General features: G+C 56.3%; 14 protein-coding genes and 1 pseudogene. 6 read left to right on the top strand and 9 right to left on the bottom strand.

Going from position 1 to position 16,447, the window contains the following annotated elements; all coding sequences use genetic code 11:
• Positions 1 to 23 precede the first annotated feature (23 nt).
• The 3 genes from WH277_RS21115 to ompC all read left to right on the top strand — a co-directional run bounded on the left by WH277_RS21115 (position 24) and on the right by ompC (position 4,935).
• On the top strand, positions 24 to 2,189 hold the full coding sequence (locus WH277_RS21115; RefSeq protein WP_133841430.1) for a type I secretion system permease/ATPase: 2,166 nt from the start codon (positions 24 to 26) through the stop codon (positions 2,187 to 2,189).
• Positions 2,186 to 3,355, top strand: coding sequence for an HlyD family efflux transporter periplasmic adaptor subunit (locus tag WH277_RS21110; protein WP_339506779.1), 1,170 nt, complete (start codon positions 2,186 to 2,188; stop codon positions 3,353 to 3,355). The genes WH277_RS21115 and WH277_RS21110 overlap by 4 nt, the downstream gene beginning before the upstream one ends.
• Before the next feature lie 473 nt (positions 3,356 to 3,828).
• On the top strand, positions 3,829 to 4,935 hold the full coding sequence (gene ompC / locus WH277_RS21105; RefSeq protein WP_133841432.1) for a porin OmpC: 1,107 nt from the start codon (positions 3,829 to 3,831) through the stop codon (positions 4,933 to 4,935).
• Positions 4,936 to 5,042: 107 nt separating this feature from the next.
• Here the strand turns inward: ompC and WH277_RS21100 are convergent, their stop codons facing one another.
• Positions 5,043 to 5,207 carry a hypothetical protein gene (locus WH277_RS21100; protein WP_159336293.1) on the bottom strand — a complete coding sequence of 55 codons (165 nt, stop codon included), beginning with the start codon at positions 5,205 to 5,207 and terminating at the stop codon, positions 5,043 to 5,045.
• A gap of 452 nt (positions 5,208 to 5,659) precedes the next feature.
• Between WH277_RS21100 and apbE the strand changes: the two genes are divergently transcribed.
• The 3 genes from apbE (at position 5,660) to WH277_RS21085 (ending at position 9,115) form a co-directional block, all read left to right on the top strand.
• Positions 5,660 to 6,709 carry an FAD:protein FMN transferase ApbE gene (gene apbE, locus WH277_RS21095; protein WP_339506777.1) on the top strand — a complete coding sequence of 350 codons (1,050 nt, stop codon included), beginning with the start codon at positions 5,660 to 5,662 and terminating at the stop codon, positions 6,707 to 6,709.
• A 17-nt stretch (positions 6,710 to 6,726) separates the two neighbouring features.
• Positions 6,727 to 7,368 (top strand): DNA oxidative demethylase AlkB, encoded by a 642-nt coding sequence (alkB, locus tag WH277_RS21090; RefSeq protein ID WP_133841434.1) that lies wholly within the window; start codon positions 6,727 to 6,729, stop codon positions 7,366 to 7,368.
• A 94-nt stretch (positions 7,369 to 7,462) separates the two neighbouring features.
• The gene (locus WH277_RS21085; RefSeq protein WP_133841435.1) at positions 7,463 to 9,115 is read left to right on the top strand and encodes a multidrug ABC transporter permease/ATP-binding protein; all 1,653 of its coding nucleotides are present in this window, start codon (positions 7,463 to 7,465) and stop codon (positions 9,113 to 9,115) included.
• 221 nt (positions 9,116 to 9,336) lie between these two features.
• Here the strand turns inward: WH277_RS21085 and WH277_RS21080 are convergent, their stop codons facing one another.
• The 8 genes and pseudogenes from WH277_RS21080 to WH277_RS21045 all read right to left on the bottom strand — a co-directional run bounded on the left by WH277_RS21080 (position 9,337) and on the right by WH277_RS21045 (position 16,101).
• A complete protein-coding gene (locus tag WH277_RS21080; RefSeq protein ID WP_133841436.1) occupies positions 9,337 to 10,131 on the bottom strand; it encodes an amino acid ABC transporter ATP-binding protein in 795 nt (264 codons plus the stop codon).
• 2 nt (positions 10,132 to 10,133) lie between these two features.
• Positions 10,134 to 11,033, bottom strand: coding sequence for an amino acid ABC transporter permease (locus WH277_RS21075; RefSeq protein WP_167863602.1), 900 nt, complete (start codon positions 11,031 to 11,033; stop codon positions 10,134 to 10,136).
• Positions 11,020 to 11,544, bottom strand: coding sequence for a GNAT family N-acetyltransferase (locus tag WH277_RS21070; RefSeq protein WP_133841438.1), 525 nt, complete (start codon positions 11,542 to 11,544; stop codon positions 11,020 to 11,022). The genes WH277_RS21075 and WH277_RS21070 overlap by 14 nt, the downstream gene beginning before the upstream one ends.
• An 11-nt stretch (positions 11,545 to 11,555) precedes the next feature.
• A pseudogene (locus WH277_RS21065) lies at positions 11,556 to 12,509 on the bottom strand (ABC transporter substrate-binding protein); the annotation flags it as partial.
• 44 nt (positions 12,510 to 12,553) lie between these two features.
• Positions 12,554 to 13,684 carry a M20 peptidase aminoacylase family protein gene (locus WH277_RS21060; RefSeq protein ID WP_159336297.1) on the bottom strand — a complete coding sequence of 377 codons (1,131 nt, stop codon included), beginning with the start codon at positions 13,682 to 13,684 and terminating at the stop codon, positions 12,554 to 12,556.
• A gap of 11 nt (positions 13,685 to 13,695) precedes the next feature.
• Positions 13,696 to 14,694 (bottom strand): LLM class flavin-dependent oxidoreductase, encoded by a 999-nt coding sequence (locus WH277_RS21055; RefSeq protein WP_339506774.1) that lies wholly within the window; start codon positions 14,692 to 14,694, stop codon positions 13,696 to 13,698.
• 392 nt (positions 14,695 to 15,086) lie between these two features.
• A complete protein-coding gene (locus WH277_RS21050; RefSeq protein ID WP_212813071.1) occupies positions 15,087 to 15,821 on the bottom strand; it encodes a 4'-phosphopantetheinyl transferase family protein in 735 nt (244 codons plus the stop codon).
• Positions 15,822 to 15,894: 73 nt separating this feature from the next.
• Positions 15,895 to 16,101 (bottom strand): hypothetical protein, encoded by a 207-nt coding sequence (locus tag WH277_RS21045; protein WP_133841443.1) that lies wholly within the window; start codon positions 16,099 to 16,101, stop codon positions 15,895 to 15,897.
• Positions 16,102 to 16,447: the final 346 nt, after the last annotated feature.

Below are 16,447 nucleotides of genomic sequence, written 5' to 3'. Positions count from 1 at the left end.
ACAACCAGATAAGGCCGTTTTTTATGACTAAACAAACCGCAACCACGGAAAACTGGATCGATGCCATGCTGCGTGTGGCCGCCCGCTTCGGTAAACCGGCTGATGGTAAAACACTGCGACAGCAGATGCGCTGGTTTGAGCACCTCACGCCGCCGCAGCAGCTGGAGCGACTGGCGGGGCTGCTCGGGCTGCATCTCACTATGACACCGCGTGACAAAATCCGCTGGCGTCAGGAAGTGACGCCCGTGGTGCTGATTATGGAGAGCGGCAGTGTGGTGGTGATTGAAGCCATTGATGGTGAAGGCAATGCCCGTTACTGGCTCAGTGACGGCGGTGACGTGGTGCGTGAAACCGAACTGGCGCTGCTGCTGGCACAAAGTCAGCAAGAGGTGGGGATTATCGGCGTGGCGGCACGTGGGCGCGATGCGCGTATTGATGAGTTCGTCCAGCCGTATAAAAAGCACTGGTTCTGGCAGAACTTCCAGGGAATGGGGCGCAAAATCGGTGAGATTTCCCTGGCCTCGATCGTGGGTAACGTGCTGGCGCTGGCGGGGATTCTGTTCTCCATGCAGATCTATGACCGGGTGATCCCCGCGCAGTCAGAAGCCACGCTGTGGGTGCTGTTTGGCGGCGTACTGATTGCCGCCGTGATCGAATATCTCATCCGTCTGATGCGTACGCAGGTGTCTGACATGATGGGAAAACGCATCGACCTGAAAGTCTCTTCCATGCTGTTTGCGCGTGCGATGAATATCCGTAACGAGGCGCGACCAAAATCCACCGGATCGTTTATCTCCCAGCTGCGTGAAATTGATCAGGTGCGTGAGCTGCTGACCTCCACCACCGTGGGGGCGGCGGCGGATATGCCGTTTGTCATCCTGTTCCTGTTTATTATGGCGTTTATTGGCGGCCCGCTGGTGATCGTGCCGCTGCTGGCGATCCCGCTGATCGTCATTCCCGGCCTGCTGATCCAGATTCCTATGGCGAAACTGGCCAAAGAGGGATTACGCGAAGGGGCATTGCGTAACGCCATCCTGGTGGAAACCATTGAAGGTATTGAAGATATTAAATCACTGCAGGCTGAACCCTATTTCCAGCGTCAGTGGGAGCAGACGCACGAAGTGAGCGCCGCGATTGGCATGCAGCAGCGTCTGTGGGGCGCGCGCCTCACGGGCTGGGCGTCAAGCGTGCAGCAACTGACCTACGCCAGCATGCTGGTGTTTGGGGTCTATCTGGTGCTCGATGGTCAGATCACCACCGGTACGCTGGTGGCGAGCAGTATGCTCTCTTCGCGCACCATTGCGCCGCTGATGCAGCTGACGATGGTGTTCTCGCGCTGGCAACATGCGAAAAGTGCGATGAACGGGCTGGATGAATTGCTGAAGAAACCGCTCGACCAGCCGGAAGAGGGAGAAATGGCGCACTGCCCAACGCTGACCGGTCACTACGATCTGCGTGGCGTGCAGTACAGCTACGATGAAGAAAACGTGAAAAACGTGATCACCATTAACCAGCTGCAAATTAAACCCGGTGAACGCATCGCTATCCTGGGACGTGTGGGGGCCGGGAAGTCGACGCTGCTGAAACTGCTGGCCGGGCAGGCGATGGCGACCCAGGGCAAAGTGATCGTCGACGGCGTGGACTTACGCCGCATTGACCCGGTTGACCTGCGGCGACAGTTGGGCTGGTTGTCACAGGATTCTCGTCTGTTCTTCGGCACCCTGCGCCAGAACCTGATGCTGGGCAACCCCCACGCCAGCGAGCAGGATATGTTACAGGCGCTACGCGTCAGCGGTGCACTGAGCCTGGTGCAGCAGGATGCGGCCAGCCTGGACCGCATTATTAATGAGGGCGGACGCGGACTCTCCGGCGGGCAGCGCCAGATGGTGATGCTCAGCCGTATGATCCTGCGCCAGCCGCAGGTGGTGCTGATGGACGAACCCACCGCGTCGATGGATGAACAGCTGGAAGAACATGTGATCAGTCAGATGAAAGGCTGGCTGAGTGGGCGCACCCTGATACTGGTGACGCATCGCCCGGCGCTGCTGAAAATGGTCGATCGCATTATTGTCATGGATAACGGCCGCGTGATTGCTGATGGCCCGAAAGATGACATCCTGAAACGTGCTACCGCGCAGACGGCACAGGCCCAACCGCCGGCGGCCAGTGCAAGAGGAGATGCCGCATGAGCCTTGTATTGATGGATCGCAGTCTGAAACAGAATGAACGGCGCACCTCGGCCATCATCTGGGTCTGTACTGCCGCGCTGGTGCTGTTTTTTGTCTGGGCACATTTCGCCATTCTTGATGAAGTGACGGTGGGAACGGGCAAGGTCACGCCGCTCAGTCGTGCGCAGGTGATTGAAAGTCTGGATGGCGGCATCGTCGACCAGCTCAACGTCCATGAAGGCAATATCGTCGAGAAAGGGCAGGTGCTGGCAAAACTTGACCCGACGCGTTTTCAGTCCAACTTTGGTGAGGCGGCATCACGCGCGCGAACGCTGCGCGGATCGGCCGAACGCTTAACCGCTGAACTGACGGGCGCGCCGCTGAAATTCAGTGCCGAAACGCTGAAAGAGCCGGATCTGGTGGCGCGTGAAACGCAACTTTACCAGTCGCGGCGGCGTAATTTGCAAGAGACCGTCAGCAATCTGGAGCAGTCAAAAAAACTGGTTCAGGATGAGCTGCGCATGACCCAGCCGCTGGTGGCGAAAGGGGCGGCGGGTGAGGTGGAAGTGATCCGCCTGCGCCGTCAGGTCGCTGAGCTTCAGGGAAAAATAGATGAGGCACGTAATGACTACGCGGTACGCGCACGCGAAGAGCAGGTGAAGAACAACGCGGACCTGGATGCACAATTACAGGTGATGACCGGGAAAGAGGATCAACTGACCCGCGCCACTATTTACTCACCGGTACGCGGCATCGTTAAAGATATTCAGGTCACCACCGTGGGCGGCGTGTTGCAACCCGGCGGTAAGCTGATGGAGATTGTCCCCCTTGAGGACCAGCTACTGATCGAAACACGCATTAACCCGCGTGATATCGCCTATATCCGTCCGGGGCTGCCCGCCACGGTCAAAGTGACGGCGTATGATTCGTCAATCTATGGCGATCTGCGCGGTGAAGTGGAGACGGTATCACCCGATACCTTGCAGGATGAGGTCAAACGTGACCAGTACTATTACCGGGTTTATGTGCGTACCGACAAGGCCGAACTGACCAACAAAGCCGGACGAAAATTCCCGATCGTGCCGGGGATGGTCGCGAACGTAGAGATTAAAACCGGCCAGAAATCCGTCATGGATTATCTGATTAAACCGCTGAATAAAGTTAAAGAGTCGATGCGCGAACGCTAGATTTTCGTCGCCAGATAATACCAGGAAAGAATAATTTCGCAGGGGAATAAAATACGTAAAAAAATGCCAGGCACAAAGCCTGGCAATATTAATAGGTGGTGCAACTCATTCGGGGTGAATGAAGATAATAATTCAATAAATGATGATAGCGCGCTAATAATACTGCTTCATGGCAGAATAATTTTATCAATCAGTGCGCATTGTTACATGTAGGTGTAATGCAATGAATTATAAGACGAATCTTATTTTTTGTCTTTAAGTGCGCAATTAGTTATCTATTTGTGCTGCGTAAAAGTTCCGCTTTATTTACATTAAGAAATGTGTTTACCCCCTTAAGAAACATTTTATGTGATTTAGTATCATTTTCTTGATGGATTATTACTCTCCCAAGCTTAACATGACACTAAGTGCTTAATTTTTACCTACAGCACGCAGTGGCAATATAAGACTTATAATCGAGAGGGTATTAAAAAATGAAACTTCGCGTTCTTTCTCTGATGGTCCCGGCGTTGCTGGTAGCAGGTTCAGCGGGTGCGGCAGAAATCTATAACAAAGACGGCAACAAACTGGATCTGTTCGGTAAAGTTGATGGTCTGCACTACTTCTCAGACGACTCCGGTTCAGATGGCGACCAGTCTTATCTGCGTTTCGGCTTCAAAGGTGAAACCCAGATTTCCGACCAGCTGACCGGCTACGGTCAGTGGGAATATCAGGCAGCCCTGAACACCGCTGAAGCCCAGGGAACAGCGAACAGCTATACCCGCGTTGGTTTTGCCGGTCTGAAATTCGGTGACGCTGGCTCATTCGATTATGGTCGTAACTACGGCGTGGCATACGACATCGGCGCATGGACCGACGTACTGCCAGAGTTCGGTGGCGATACCTACGGTGCAGATAACTTCATGTTCCAGCGCGGCTCGGGCATGGCGACCTACCGTAACAACAACTTCTTTGGTCTGGTCGAAGGCCTGAACTTCGCCGTACAGTACCAGGGTAAAAATGACAGCGATGCTGAAGTGGCGGGCAACCGTAGCGCTACCGCACAGAACGGCGATGGATATGGCCTTTCTGCCACCTACGACATCGGTGCGGGCTTCAGCGCTGGTGCTGCCATGTTCTCTTCTGACCGCACCAATACCCAGAACAGCAATGCGCTGCTGGGCAACGGTGACAAAGCAGAAGCTTACACCGGTGGTCTGAAATATGACGCGAACAACGTTTACCTGGCAGCCATGTACACCAAATCGTACAACGCGACTCGCTTCGGCAGCACGGATAATCCGGCCGCCTACGGCTTTGCCGATAAAGCAGAAAACTGGGAACTGGTTGCACAGTATCAGTTCGACTTTGGTCTGCGTCCGTCACTGGCTTACGTGACTTCACGCGGAACCGATATTCAGAACTGGGGCACCCAGAACCTGAAACAGTACATCGATGTCGGCGCGACTTACTACTTCAACAAAAACATGTCGACCTATGCGGATTACCAGATCAATCTGCTGGATGACAACAACTTCACCCAGGCTGCCGGTATCAATACCGACAACGTGGTGGCTGTAGGCCTGGTTTACCAGTTCTAATCCTCACCTGATACGGCCATTTTCCTGGCCGCGATAAGCCTGAGGCACAATAAAAAGCCGCCTCTGCGTGATATGACGCAGAGGCGGCTTTTTTGATCATGCCAGGTTCAGGCGGCCATCACGGCCACTTTTTTATCGCTCTCTTCTCCTTCTTCTTTCCCGGCGAAATGCTGCGTACTGCCTTCCAGTCCTGCTCCTCCGAGCGTCAGCAGTGAAAATCTCAACAGACGACGTCGGGCCTGGTTTTCTTTGACCGCATTTTTGTTGCGCATGACCTTTCCTCATTCTGAACAATAAGGGTTATCAAGCAGAAAACGTGCCAGGTTGGGGGAGAGGGGATTGAGGGGCGGTTCAGGTGGCTTGTGATACTGTGCGCGGCTCAGAGAGAGGCATGATGCACCAGGATGGTGCCGGTGAACTCACCCCGGTGCGGCCGGGGGAGTCTGGCATACCGTGTTAGCGGTGACGCGGACGCGGTAACTGTCGGACGTGTGTCTGCTTGTAATGCTTAAAGCCTGCAAAGATAATCAGGGCGATTGAAGCCATGAGAAGCACGTAATAGATCATTATGGCTCTCCTTTAAGAGTGAATGATGGGCGTCACGAGTGCCCTGTACAGCTACCATCCTGGTGAGCAATGGCGGTAAGATCAAGGCATCGAGTCCGAGTTTTCCCTGCGGTAAAGCACGGTTCGGACCAGTTTTTAATCAAGGTTACAGGTTGATATGAAGAGTAAATGGCGGTTTTTTTTAGGTTTGATGGTGGTTTACTTGCTGGCGTCCTGTGACAATCCTAAGCCATCAGCGGGATCTGAAGGGATGGTGCTCGAAGGTAAAACAATGGGAACATTCTGGAGGGTGAGCCTGGCGGGCGTCGCGCCTGAGCGTCGTGACGCCCTGCAAAAAGCGATACAGCAGCAGCTGGATAACGATGACCACGAACTTTCCACCTGGAAAAGTGATTCGGTTTTGTCACGTTTTAACCAGTATCGCGGCAGTGCGCCGCAGCCCATCAGTAACAACATGGCCGATATCATCACGCTGTCGTTACGCATCGGGCAGCAGACCTCAGGCGCGATGGATATCACCCTGGGTCCGCTGGTTAACCTGTGGGGGTTTGGGCCGGATAAACAGCCTCTGAAGACGCCGACACCGCCGCAGATTGATGCTGCCCGTGCGCTGACCGGGCTGGAACATTTACAGGTAATCAACCGTGCCGGGCAATCCTGGCTGCAGAAAGACCTGCCTGAGCTGTATGTTGATCTCTCGACCGTCGGTGAAGGTTTTGCCACCGACCATCTGGCGCGGCTGATGGAGCAGCAGGGGATTAACCATTATCTGGTGTCGGTGGGCGGCGCGGTGCTGACGCGCGGCAAAAATGCCCAGGGCAATGCGTGGCAGGTGGCGATCCAGAAACCGACCGATCAGGAGAACGCCGTTCAGGCGATTGTCGACCTTCAGGGGCACGGTATCAGCACCTCCGGTAGCTATCGCAACTATTATGAGCTGGAAGGAAAACGCATCTCACACGTGATTGACCCGTCAACGGGTCGCCCCATTCAGCATAAGCTGGTCTCTGTCACGGTGATTGCCACCACGGCGCTGGAAGCCGATGGCTGGGACACCGGGCTGATGGTGCTGGGTACCGAGAAGGCCAAAGCACTGGCATTGCGTGATAAGCTGGCGGTCTATCTGATTTTCAAAGAGGGTGATCATTTCAGCCACTGGATGTCGCCACAGTTTGCGGCCTTTATCCCGCCATCCTCTCCACACTGATACGCGAAGGAGTTCCGATGCTCGATCTGTTTGCCGATGATGCCCCGTGGCAAGAACCGCTGATGGACGGCGCGGTGATCCTGCGCCGCCGCGTTCGTGACAGCGCCGCAGAGCTGATGGCACAGGTGAACCAGATTGCTGCGCAGAATCCTTTTGAACATCGCATCACGCCCGGCGGCCATAAGATGTCAGTGGCGATGACCAACTGCGGCGATCTTGGCTGGTCTACGGACTCACGCGGTTACCAGTACAGCGCCCAGGACGACGTCAGCGGCAAGCGCTGGCCCGCGATGCCCGCTTCCTTCCGGGAGCTGGCCGTGACCTGCGCCGCTGAAGCCGGGTTTAGTGGTTTTTCCCCCGATGCCTGTCTGATCAACCGCTACGAACCGGGGGCAAAGCTTACCCTGCATCAGGACAAAGATGAACGCGATCTGCGTCAGCCTATTGTGTCCGTATCGCTGGGGCTGCCAGCGGTCTTTTTATTTGGTGGTTTTGAGCGCGCTGACGCCTGCCAGCGCGTGCTGCTGGAGCAGGGGGATGTGGTGGTCTGGGGCGGGCCATCACGTCTGCGTTACCACGGTATTCTGCCGCTCAAACCCGGCATCCATCCGCTCACCGGGCCTTTTCGCTTCAATCTGACCTTTCGCCGCGCCCGCTAGCCCGCGTGTAAACGTTCCCGAATGAGAATTGTTATTGATCTCGTCTTGCTTCTCATTAAACTGCAAGCTGTTTTTTACCTGCCGGGACGTTTTCATGGAGTTGCTTCACGTTGTTTATAAGCAGTATCGCTGGCCGTTTATTCTGGTGATCGTGCTCAGCCTTCTTAGCGCCGCGCTGGGGATTGGACTGATTGCTTTCATTAACCGCGAACTGATCGTCACCCTTAATTCCTCTGTGATGGTGTTACCGCAGTTTCTCGGACTGCTGCTGCTGCTGATGGCGGTTACGCTGGGTTCACAGCTGGCGCTGACCATGCTGGGCCACCATTTCGTCTATCGTCTGCGCGGCGAATTTATCAAACGTATTCTCGACACGCGGGTTGAGCGCATTGAACAGATTGGTAACGCTCAACTGCTGGCCAGCCTGACCAGTGATGTGCGCAATATCACCATTGCTTTTGTGCGCCTGCCGGAACTGATTCAGGGGATCATCCTGACGATCGGCTCTGCGGCCTATCTGGCCTGGCTGTCACCGAAAATGATGGTGGTGACCTCCGTGTGGGTGGCGGTGACGATTATCGGCGGCTGGCTGCTGGTGGCACGCGTTTATCAACATATGGCGGTGCTGCGCGACACGGAAGACCGTCTGTATCACGACTTCCAGATTATTATTGAAGGGCGTAAAGAGCTGGCGCTGAACCGTCAGCGCGCGCAGCAGATCTTTGAAAACGTCTACAGCGAAGATGCAAAGACCTATCGTCACCATATTGTGCGGGCCGATACTTACCATCTGAGCGCGGTGAACTGGTCGAATATCATGATGCTGGGCGCCATCGGGCTGGCATTTTACCTGGCGAACAGCCTTGGCTGGGCCGATACCGCGGTGGCGGCGACCTACTCGCTGACCCTGCTGTTCCTGCGCACGCCGATGCTTTCAGCGGTGGGAGCACTGCCCACGCTGCTGACTGCACAGGTAGCCTTCGACAAGCTGAACACCTTTAATCTGGCGCCTTATGAAGCTGAGTTCCCGCAGCTTCCGGCGGCGAAAAACTGGCAGACGCTGGAACTGCGTAATCTGATGTTCCATTACGGCGATAACGGTTTCCACGTTGGCCCGGTGAACATGACGCTTAAGCGTGGCGAACTGGTGTTCCTGATTGGCGGTAACGGCAGTGGGAAATCCACGCTGGCGATGCTGCTGACCGGGTTATATCAGCCGGTGTCTGGCGACATTCTGCTGGATGGCCAGGTGGTGGAAGCGTCCTCAATGGAGAGCTATCGTCGCCTGTTTTCGGCGGTGTTTACCGATGTGCATCTGTTTGACCGCCTGATTGATGATCAGGGGCAGGCGATTGACCCTGCGCTGGTGCAGAACTGGCTGGAACGCCTTAAAATGCAGGATAAAATCAAGCTGGAAGGCAACCGCGTGCTGAACCTGAAGCTGTCGAAGGGGCAGACCAAGCGCCTTGCGCTGCTGCTGGCGACGGCAGAGCAGCGCGATATCCTGTTGCTTGACGAGTGGGCCGCCGATCAGGACCCGCACTTCCGCCGCATCTTCTATCGCGAGCTGTTGCCGTGGTTGCAGTCACTGGGGAAAACGGTGTTTGCCATCAGTCATGATGACCATTATTTCCTGCATGCGGATCGCCTGCTGGAGATGCGTGACGGCACACTGAGTGAATTGACAGGGGATGAACGCGATCAGGCTACGCTGGATGCCGTGAAAAGGACGGATACATTAGTCTAGGGGCGCGGTAAGGTTTTCGTAGGGGCGAGGCACGCCTCGCCCGTGGCAGGTAAAGGTTTTCGTAGGGGCGAGGCACGCCTCGCCCGTGGCAGGTAAAGGTTTTCGTAGGGGCGAGGCACGCCTCGCCCGTGACAGATAAAGGTTTTCGTCGGGGTGAGGCATGCCTCGCCCGTTGTCGATGAGGTCGCGGCGTACCCCGACCCTATGGTGGTGTTGACTTATTACAACACCTTCGCCAGAAAACGACGGGTCCTCGGATGCTGCGGCTGGTTCAACACCTGCCCGGCGCTGCCTTGCTCCACAATTTTCCCTTCCACCATAAACACCACATTATCCGCCACCTCGCGGGCGAAACCGATCTCGTGCGTGACCACGACCAGCGTTGTGCCGGAGCGCGCCAGCTGCTTAATGGTATCGAGTACCTCGCCGACCAGCTCCGGGTCCAGCGCCGACGTGGGTTCATCAAACAGAATCACCTTCGGATTCAGCGCCAGCGCGCGGGCAATCGCCACTCGCTGTTGCTGCCCGCCAGAAAGATGGCGCGGCCAGGCATCGGCTTTATGGCGCAGACCGACCGTGTCGAGCAGCTGCAAAGCCCGTTCTTCGGCATCGGCGCGTGACAGTTGCTTATGGGCCAGCGGCGCTTCAATAATGTTTTCCAGCACCGTCAGGTGGGGGAACAGATTGAAATTCTGGAACACATAGCCCACGCCGATACGCTGTTTGAGGATCGCTTTTTCCTTCAGCTCATACAGCTTATTGCCTTTACGCTGATAGCCAATATAGTCGCCATCAATACGGATAAAACCTTCATCCACGCGCTCAAGATGATTGATTGCCCGCAGCAGGGTGGACTTTCCCGATCCGGAAGGACCGAGGATCACCGTCACGGAACCGGGCGGTAGTTCCAGCGACACATCGTCCAGCGCCTTGAAACGGCCATAACTTTTACTCACCCCGGCAATCGAAATATGACCGAGAGTGGCATCGCTGTGCAGATCGATAGCTTCAGACATGATTAGCTCCTGACAGGGGTAACGGCGGCGCGCAGACGCGCAGAGGCGAGGCGGCTAACGGGTTCACGCGTGGCCCCCCGGGCCAGCCAGCGTTCCACATAGTGCTGGAACACCGATAACACCGTGGTGATCAGCAGATACCAGACGGCCGCCACCATCAGCAGCGGGATCACCTGCTGCGTGCGGTTGTAAACCATCTGGATGGTGTAAAACAGCTCCGGCATCGCCAGCACATAAACCATCGCGGTGCCTTTGGCGAGGCTGATGATTTCGTTAAAGCCGGTAGGAATGATGGAGCGCAGCGCCTGCGGCAGGATAATGCGCAGCGTGCGGCGCGATGACGGTAACCCAAGAGCGGCAGCGGCTTCAAACTGCCCCTGATCCACGCCTAAAATCCCGCCACGAATAATCTCAGCGGTATAGGCGGCCTGCACCAGCGTCAGCCCAATCACCGCGGTGCTGAACTGCCCGAGCACATCAATGGTTTTATACTCAATCAGTGTTAGCGGGGTAAACGGAATCCCCAGTGAGAGCGTGTCGTACAGATAGGAGAAGTTGTAGAGAATAATCAGCACCACAATCAGCGGTAGCGAGCGGAACAGCCAGATATAACCGAACGCCAGCCCGGAGAGCAGCCAGGAAGGGGAGAGACGTGCCAGCGCAAGGCCCACTCCGAGCAGGATACTCAGCAGGCTGGCGATCAGCGTCAGCAGCAGCGTCTGGCCCAGACCACTGAGGATCGCCGGGGCAAAGAACCACTGAGCGAATACTGACCACTCCCAGCGTGGGTTAAACGCCACGGACTGGATCACCACGGCCAGAATAAACAGCGCGATCACCGCCCCCACCAATCGCAGCGGGTAGCGTGCGGGCACGACGCGCAGGGTTTCACTGGGTTTCATTGGCGGCTCCTGCATCGACGTTCTCGTGCAACGGCTTGGTAAAGCGCAGGCGGCCATCATGCGGTGGCAGGCTGTACTCTTCCGGGTCACGGCGGGTATCAAACTGCGGCTGATAACCGTGGGACAGATACAGTCGCACGGCCTCCGGCTGACGGAAACCGGTGGTCAGATACACCTGACGATAACCCGCCAGCAGGGCGCGGCGTTCCAGCTCCACCAGCACCTTCAGGGCCAGGCCCTGGCGGCGCAGGTCACTGCGCGTCCAGATGCGTTTCAATTCTGCTGTTTCGGCATCGAGTGCCTTGTAAGCGCCCATCGCAATAATGTCCCCGTCGCGCTCCAGCACCACAAACATCCCCCGGGGCGACAAATACCATTCGGTCAGTTCGACTTCGGCATCGCGTGCAAAGAAGTCACCGTAACGTGCGCTGTACTCACCAAATAACCCGTCGATAATCGGCGCCAGTTCAGGCGCCTCCGGCGACAGCTGGCGGAACTGTTCATGGCTCATGCTGACCTCCGTTAGTCGCCCAGGCCTTCCGGGTTGATTTCAGAATGGTCAAGACGCTCAATGCCTTCGCCCCAGCGGTTCAGCACCTTGTCGTACTCGCCCCCTTTGATCACGCCATTTAGCGCGGCGTTAACGGCAGTCACCAGCCCGTTACCTTTCTTCAGCGTTACGGCGATATGGGCCGCTTTCGGCCAGCCGCCATCCACGCTGCCCACCAGCCTGGTTTTTCCGGTCAGTGCGGCTTTCCATGCACCGATCACGTTCGGGCCGAAGAAGGCATCGGCGCGTCCGGACTGCAGTGCCAGCGTTTGCGCAGCATCATCCTTCACATAGTTAGGCGTGAACGGTTTCAGACCTTTCTTCTGATTTTCGGCATCCCACGCCAGCAGGATCGCTTCCTGGTTGGTGCCGGAGCCGACTATAATGCGCAACCCGGCGATATCTTCGGCTTTGGTCAGTGAGGTGATTTTACTGTCAGACTTCACGTAGAAACCGAGGGAGTCTTTACGGTAGGTGGCGAAATCGAACTTCTCTTTACGCGCTTTGGTCACCGTCACGTTGGTGATGGCGGCGTCATACTTACCGGAACTGACGCCCAGCGGCCAGTCCTCCCATGAGGTCGGTACCACGTTCAGCTCCAGCCCCAGGCTGTCAGCCACCAGGCGGGCGATATCCACTTCACTGCCTTGCAGGGTTTTATTGTCATCGGAGAACAGCGTCAGTGGCGGTGAGTTCAGTGCCGCAACGGCGACGGTAAACTTGCCCGGTACGGCCAGCTTAAGATCTTTCGGCAGCAGTTTGACGGCGTCCGGATTCAGCGGCGCGTGCACCGGCGTGGCATTGGCCTCGACGCTGATCCCGGTCCCGTTAATCTTGACGGTTTCTGCATTTGCTGTGGTGCCAAGCCACAAAGACGCGCTGAGCAGGCCCAGTAATACGGATGATTTTTTCATGATGAATGACTCTTATTATGGTGAAAATGCAGATGAATCGGGCCGTTCTCAGCCCGTTAAGCGATGTCCTTCAGCGCCGCTTCAGCCAGCTGGCTAAAGTATTCTGCGGCGGGATACAGCAGGGCTTCATCCGGGTTAAAACCAGGGTGATGCAGACCAAATTCACTGTTGCTGCCGATGCTGACAAAGGTGCCCGGCGTGTTATGCAGGTAGAAGGCAAAATCTTCGCCCCCCATTTGCAGTTCGGCATGTTGCACTGCGTAACCCTGACGGGCAGCCACCTGTTTGCTGAACTCGGCCCAGTACTCGGTATTAATCAATGCCGGCGGGCCGGCATGCCAGTTGAGGTCGGCACGTGCACCAAAGCCACTGGCGATGCCTGCAATAAGCGTGCGCAGGCGCTGCGGCAGCTCGCTGCGGATCGCCGCGTTATGGGTCCGTACTGTGCCTTCCAGCACCACTTTCTGCGGTAACACATTCCAGGTATTGCCGCCCTCAATGCGTGTGACGCTGACCACCACGGATTCCAGCGGGCTGTAACTGCGGCTGACCAGGGTCTGTAAGGCGCTGACGATCTGGCTGGCGATCACAATCGCATCCACCCCTTCCTGCGGCCGGGCTGCATGGGCACCTTTGCCGTGAATGTCGATGTCAAAACGATCCACGTTGGCGTAGAACGGGCCACCACGCGTCTCAAACGTACCGACCGGCAGTTCCGGGGCGTTATGCATACCGAAAATCGCTGCCACGTCCTGTAAAGCACCCGCTTTGATTAGCGTTTTCGCGCCACCAAAGCGTTCTTCTGCCGGTTGAAACAGCAGGCGAACGCGGCCGGGCAGGCTCTTTTCACGGGCCTTAAGCAGTTTTGCGGCACCCAGAATCACAGAGGTGTGCACATCGTGACCGCAGGCGTGCATCACGCCCTGATGCTGCGAGCGGAATTCGACCGGGACGATCTCTTCAATCGGCAGGGCATCGATATCAGCACGCAGGGCGATCAACGGCTCACCCTGACCGACTTCGGCCACGACGCCTGTCGCCAGATCAAAAGGCAGGAGGGTAATGTCAGCTTCTTTCAGCCAGCCGGTGATGCGTTCCGTGGTGGCAAACTCCTCGTTCGACAGCTCAGGATACTGGTGCAGTTCACGGCGCCAGGCGACGAGCTGCTGTGCAAGAGAGTGGCTCATGGTCCGGCTCCTTATGCGGCAACCAGCTGGTGGGTGGCCAGCAGTTGCAGGGATTTCAGGCGTGGAACACCTGCACTGATCGGGGTATCAATAATGAATTCTTCCACCCCGAAACGCTGATGCAGCGCGTCCAGATGGGCGTGAACCTGTGCGGCGGTGCCTTTCAGTACGGCGGATTCACGTGGTTCAATCCGGTACTGTTTCGCGCCGGACTGGCGAATAAAGGCCTCGGCCTGGGCCAGATTGCCGACCGTGACGCTTTGGCCGTTATCCACATGCACGCGGAAGTGCTGTAAATCGGCCGCCAACAGATCGGCTTCGGCTTCGCTATCGGCAACAATGGCCTGCACGGCCAGCAGCGCGGATTGTCCTTTGCTGTGTGTGCGGTAAGCCGTCAGGGCGCGTTCCAGTTCCTGCTTGTCGCCATTCAGGTGGGCGGCAAACACGAACTGCCAGTTCAGCTCGGCGGCCAGCTGAGCGCTGGCTTCGCTGGCACCCAGCAGAAAACGAGTTGCCGGGCGCGGTGGTACCGGCGTGGCCAGCAGCTGGTCTTCACCTTCAGGGGCAGGGGAGGCGCTCAGCCACTGATCCAGCGCGCGCAGCTGGCTGGCAAAATCCCCTTTCTCTTCCGCGTTTACACCCTGCTGTAATGCTTTCGTGGACAGCGGCAAACCGCCCGGCGCTTTACCCACGCCCAAATCGACGCGGCCAGGGGCCAGTGATGCCAGCAAATTGAAGTTTTCCGCGACTTTATACGGGCTGTAGTGCTGCAACATCACGCCACCGGAACCGACACGGATGTGGCGCGTGTGGGCGAGGATCCAGGCGATCAGCACTTCCGGTGACGGGCTGGCCAGTGCGGCCGTGTTGTGGTGTTCTGCCAGCCAGATGCGGTGATAACCCAGTTCTTCCGCCCGTTGCGCCAGGGTCAGGGTTCGTGCCAGCGCAACCGCCGCGGTTTCGCCTTCAGCCAGGGGGCTTTTATCCAGTAAGCTCAGTCGGTAAGCCATAATGCATCCTTGAACGGTATCAGTTGCTGGCAATTATTGAAGGAGGGTCCGCTGCTGTAAAACAACAAATCTGGCTTATATCAGTCGGGAAATGGGATTAACCCACGTTTGCCGGGAATCGGCAAAGGCTGTGCGAAATGGGTATTTTGTCTGGCGGGGGGAGTCGGGTTTAATAAAGCTTCACTTGAAGCCTGATGCGACAGGCGGTTAACAGAGGAATAAATGATGAAAGGTATCTGGCTGCACTTCACGCGATTTTTTCAGGCACCCTCTGGCATGGCAACATTAGACAGCTGTCGGGTGATTGAGGCAATGATGCCGATGGTTGAGCTGTACGGTGTGGATCTACACGATCTGCCGTCGCTGCAACAGCGTCATCACGATGCATCCCGTTAATCTCTGCGCTGTTGCGGCCCGATAATCCAGGTGATCACCTGATCGGGTTGCAGTATGGCTCTTCCCTCAAAAATTCTCCCGACCACCATCTCCCCGGAAATTGTCTGCGTCAGACGCAGGCTGATGTGCTGTAAGTCTGCACTGCACTGAATCACTTCCGCTGCACTGAAATCCATAAACTGCAACACCCGCGGGTAAAGCGCCTTATACAGACTCTCCTTTAGCGAAAAAGCCACGGTCAGCGCCGTCGTAAAGGGAACTTCACTCAGTTCCAGGCGTGCTTTCTCTGCTGCGGTGATCAGCATAGAGTGCGTCTCATGGGCGACCTGCGCCGTCATAATACGTTCACAGTCAACGCCCAGCAGCCAATCCTGACGACGCGTCAACAGTGCGCAGACCTGCTGGTGGGTGTGCGACAGTGACCCGTTGATACCTTGTGGCCAGATGGGGGCTCGATCGGGGGTATTACGCAGCAAAAACGAGGGAATACCCCAGCTTGTCAGCGCCTGTTGCAGGCAGTAGCGGCTGGCCAGATATTCAGCACGGCGCTTTTTGACTGCCCGCTGTAAGTGTTCAGGCGCAGGGATAGTCAGCGTGGTAAACAGGGATTCCGTGAAATGCGCGGCATCGTAGAGCGCATCCAGCAGATAGATATCGGGATGCTCGGCCAGCGGTTGCAGGGTGCAGTGTGAAATAAAAGGCGGGTAAGACGGGAGGTGCAGTGCAGTCATAGCCGCTAACCTGTTCAAATAAGATGATTTATTTAAACAGGTTAGTGGCTGGATATCAAAATAAAGGCGTTAATCAGTGATTAGGGGGGATCGCGAAACTTTTCAGTGAGACAACGAAGTGATCGTGGCCTTTGGAGATCTTGGCGCCACGATCGCACCACTGGCTGGCAAGACGAAAGAAGTCGTCACTACCGATGTCATAAGCCAGTTCCACTTTACTGATACCTGAATGAAGCAGTTCTTCTGCGTCTTTGAAGTTTTTTGCTTTGATAATGGCCATTTGAGTTATCCCTGTCTGACAGTGCGATGAAAGTCTAGCGACAGCGTATGATATTACTGTGACAGTTTTGTTTCAGTGATGAAGATTGAGAGTTTCGCCACGTTTTTTGACGGAAAAATGCAGAGAATCGACGAAAAAAAGAGCGTAAAAACAATGCGATCTCTTGCAGGGCGCGATCATTTTTTCCGAGCGACCCGTGCTGAGGGTGTGCATCAGGAGGCTGGCCTGCAACACTGGTCGACCGAAACAGAAGGTCGGCCATCCCGGTTCACCGTCAACGCTGGCCCAGTTACCCCCTCAGATCGCCCCAACTAAACAGTTAACGCCGTCTTACACGTCCCTACAG

Source organism: Erwinia sp. MYb416, from assembly GCF_037479575.1.
In the GTDB taxonomy this organism is placed as follows: Bacteria; Pseudomonadota; Gammaproteobacteria; order Enterobacterales; family Enterobacteriaceae; genus Erwinia; species Erwinia rhapontici.
This window is presented reverse-complemented; position numbering and strand designations above follow the sequence as displayed.

Excerpts from the sequence above, each read along its gene's own strand:
- WH277_RS21055 (WP_339506774.1), bottom strand. The coding sequence starts at position 14,694 with ATGGCTTACCGACTGAGCTTACTGGATAAAAGCCCCCTGGCTGAAGGC.
- WH277_RS21050 (WP_212813071.1), bottom strand. The coding sequence starts at position 15,821 with ATGACTGCACTGCACCTCCCGTCTTACCCGCCTTTTATTTCACACTGC.
- WH277_RS21085 (WP_133841435.1), top strand. The coding sequence starts at position 7,463 with ATGGAGTTGCTTCACGTTGTTTATAAGCAGTATCGCTGGCCGTTTATT.
- WH277_RS21045 (WP_133841443.1), bottom strand. The coding sequence starts at position 16,101 with ATGGCCATTATCAAAGCAAAAAACTTCAAAGACGCAGAAGAACTGCTT.
- ompC (WP_133841432.1), top strand. The coding sequence starts at position 3,829 with ATGAAACTTCGCGTTCTTTCTCTGATGGTCCCGGCGTTGCTGGTAGCA.
- WH277_RS21080 (WP_133841436.1), bottom strand. The coding sequence starts at position 10,131 with ATGTCTGAAGCTATCGATCTGCACAGCGATGCCACTCTCGGTCATATT.
- WH277_RS21110 (WP_339506779.1), top strand. The coding sequence starts at position 2,186 with ATGAGCCTTGTATTGATGGATCGCAGTCTGAAACAGAATGAACGGCGC.
- WH277_RS21100 (WP_159336293.1), bottom strand. The coding sequence starts at position 5,207 with ATGCGCAACAAAAATGCGGTCAAAGAAAACCAGGCCCGACGTCGTCTG.
- apbE (WP_339506777.1), top strand. The coding sequence starts at position 5,660 with ATGAAGAGTAAATGGCGGTTTTTTTTAGGTTTGATGGTGGTTTACTTG.
- WH277_RS21070 (WP_133841438.1), bottom strand. The coding sequence starts at position 11,544 with ATGAGCCATGAACAGTTCCGCCAGCTGTCGCCGGAGGCGCCTGAACTG.
- WH277_RS21075 (WP_167863602.1), bottom strand. The coding sequence starts at position 11,033 with ATGAAACCCAGTGAAACCCTGCGCGTCGTGCCCGCACGCTACCCGCTG.
- alkB (WP_133841434.1), top strand. The coding sequence starts at position 6,727 with ATGCTCGATCTGTTTGCCGATGATGCCCCGTGGCAAGAACCGCTGATG.
- WH277_RS21060 (WP_159336297.1), bottom strand. The coding sequence starts at position 13,684 with ATGAGCCACTCTCTTGCACAGCAGCTCGTCGCCTGGCGCCGTGAACTG.
- WH277_RS21115 (WP_133841430.1), top strand. The coding sequence starts at position 24 with ATGACTAAACAAACCGCAACCACGGAAAACTGGATCGATGCCATGCTG.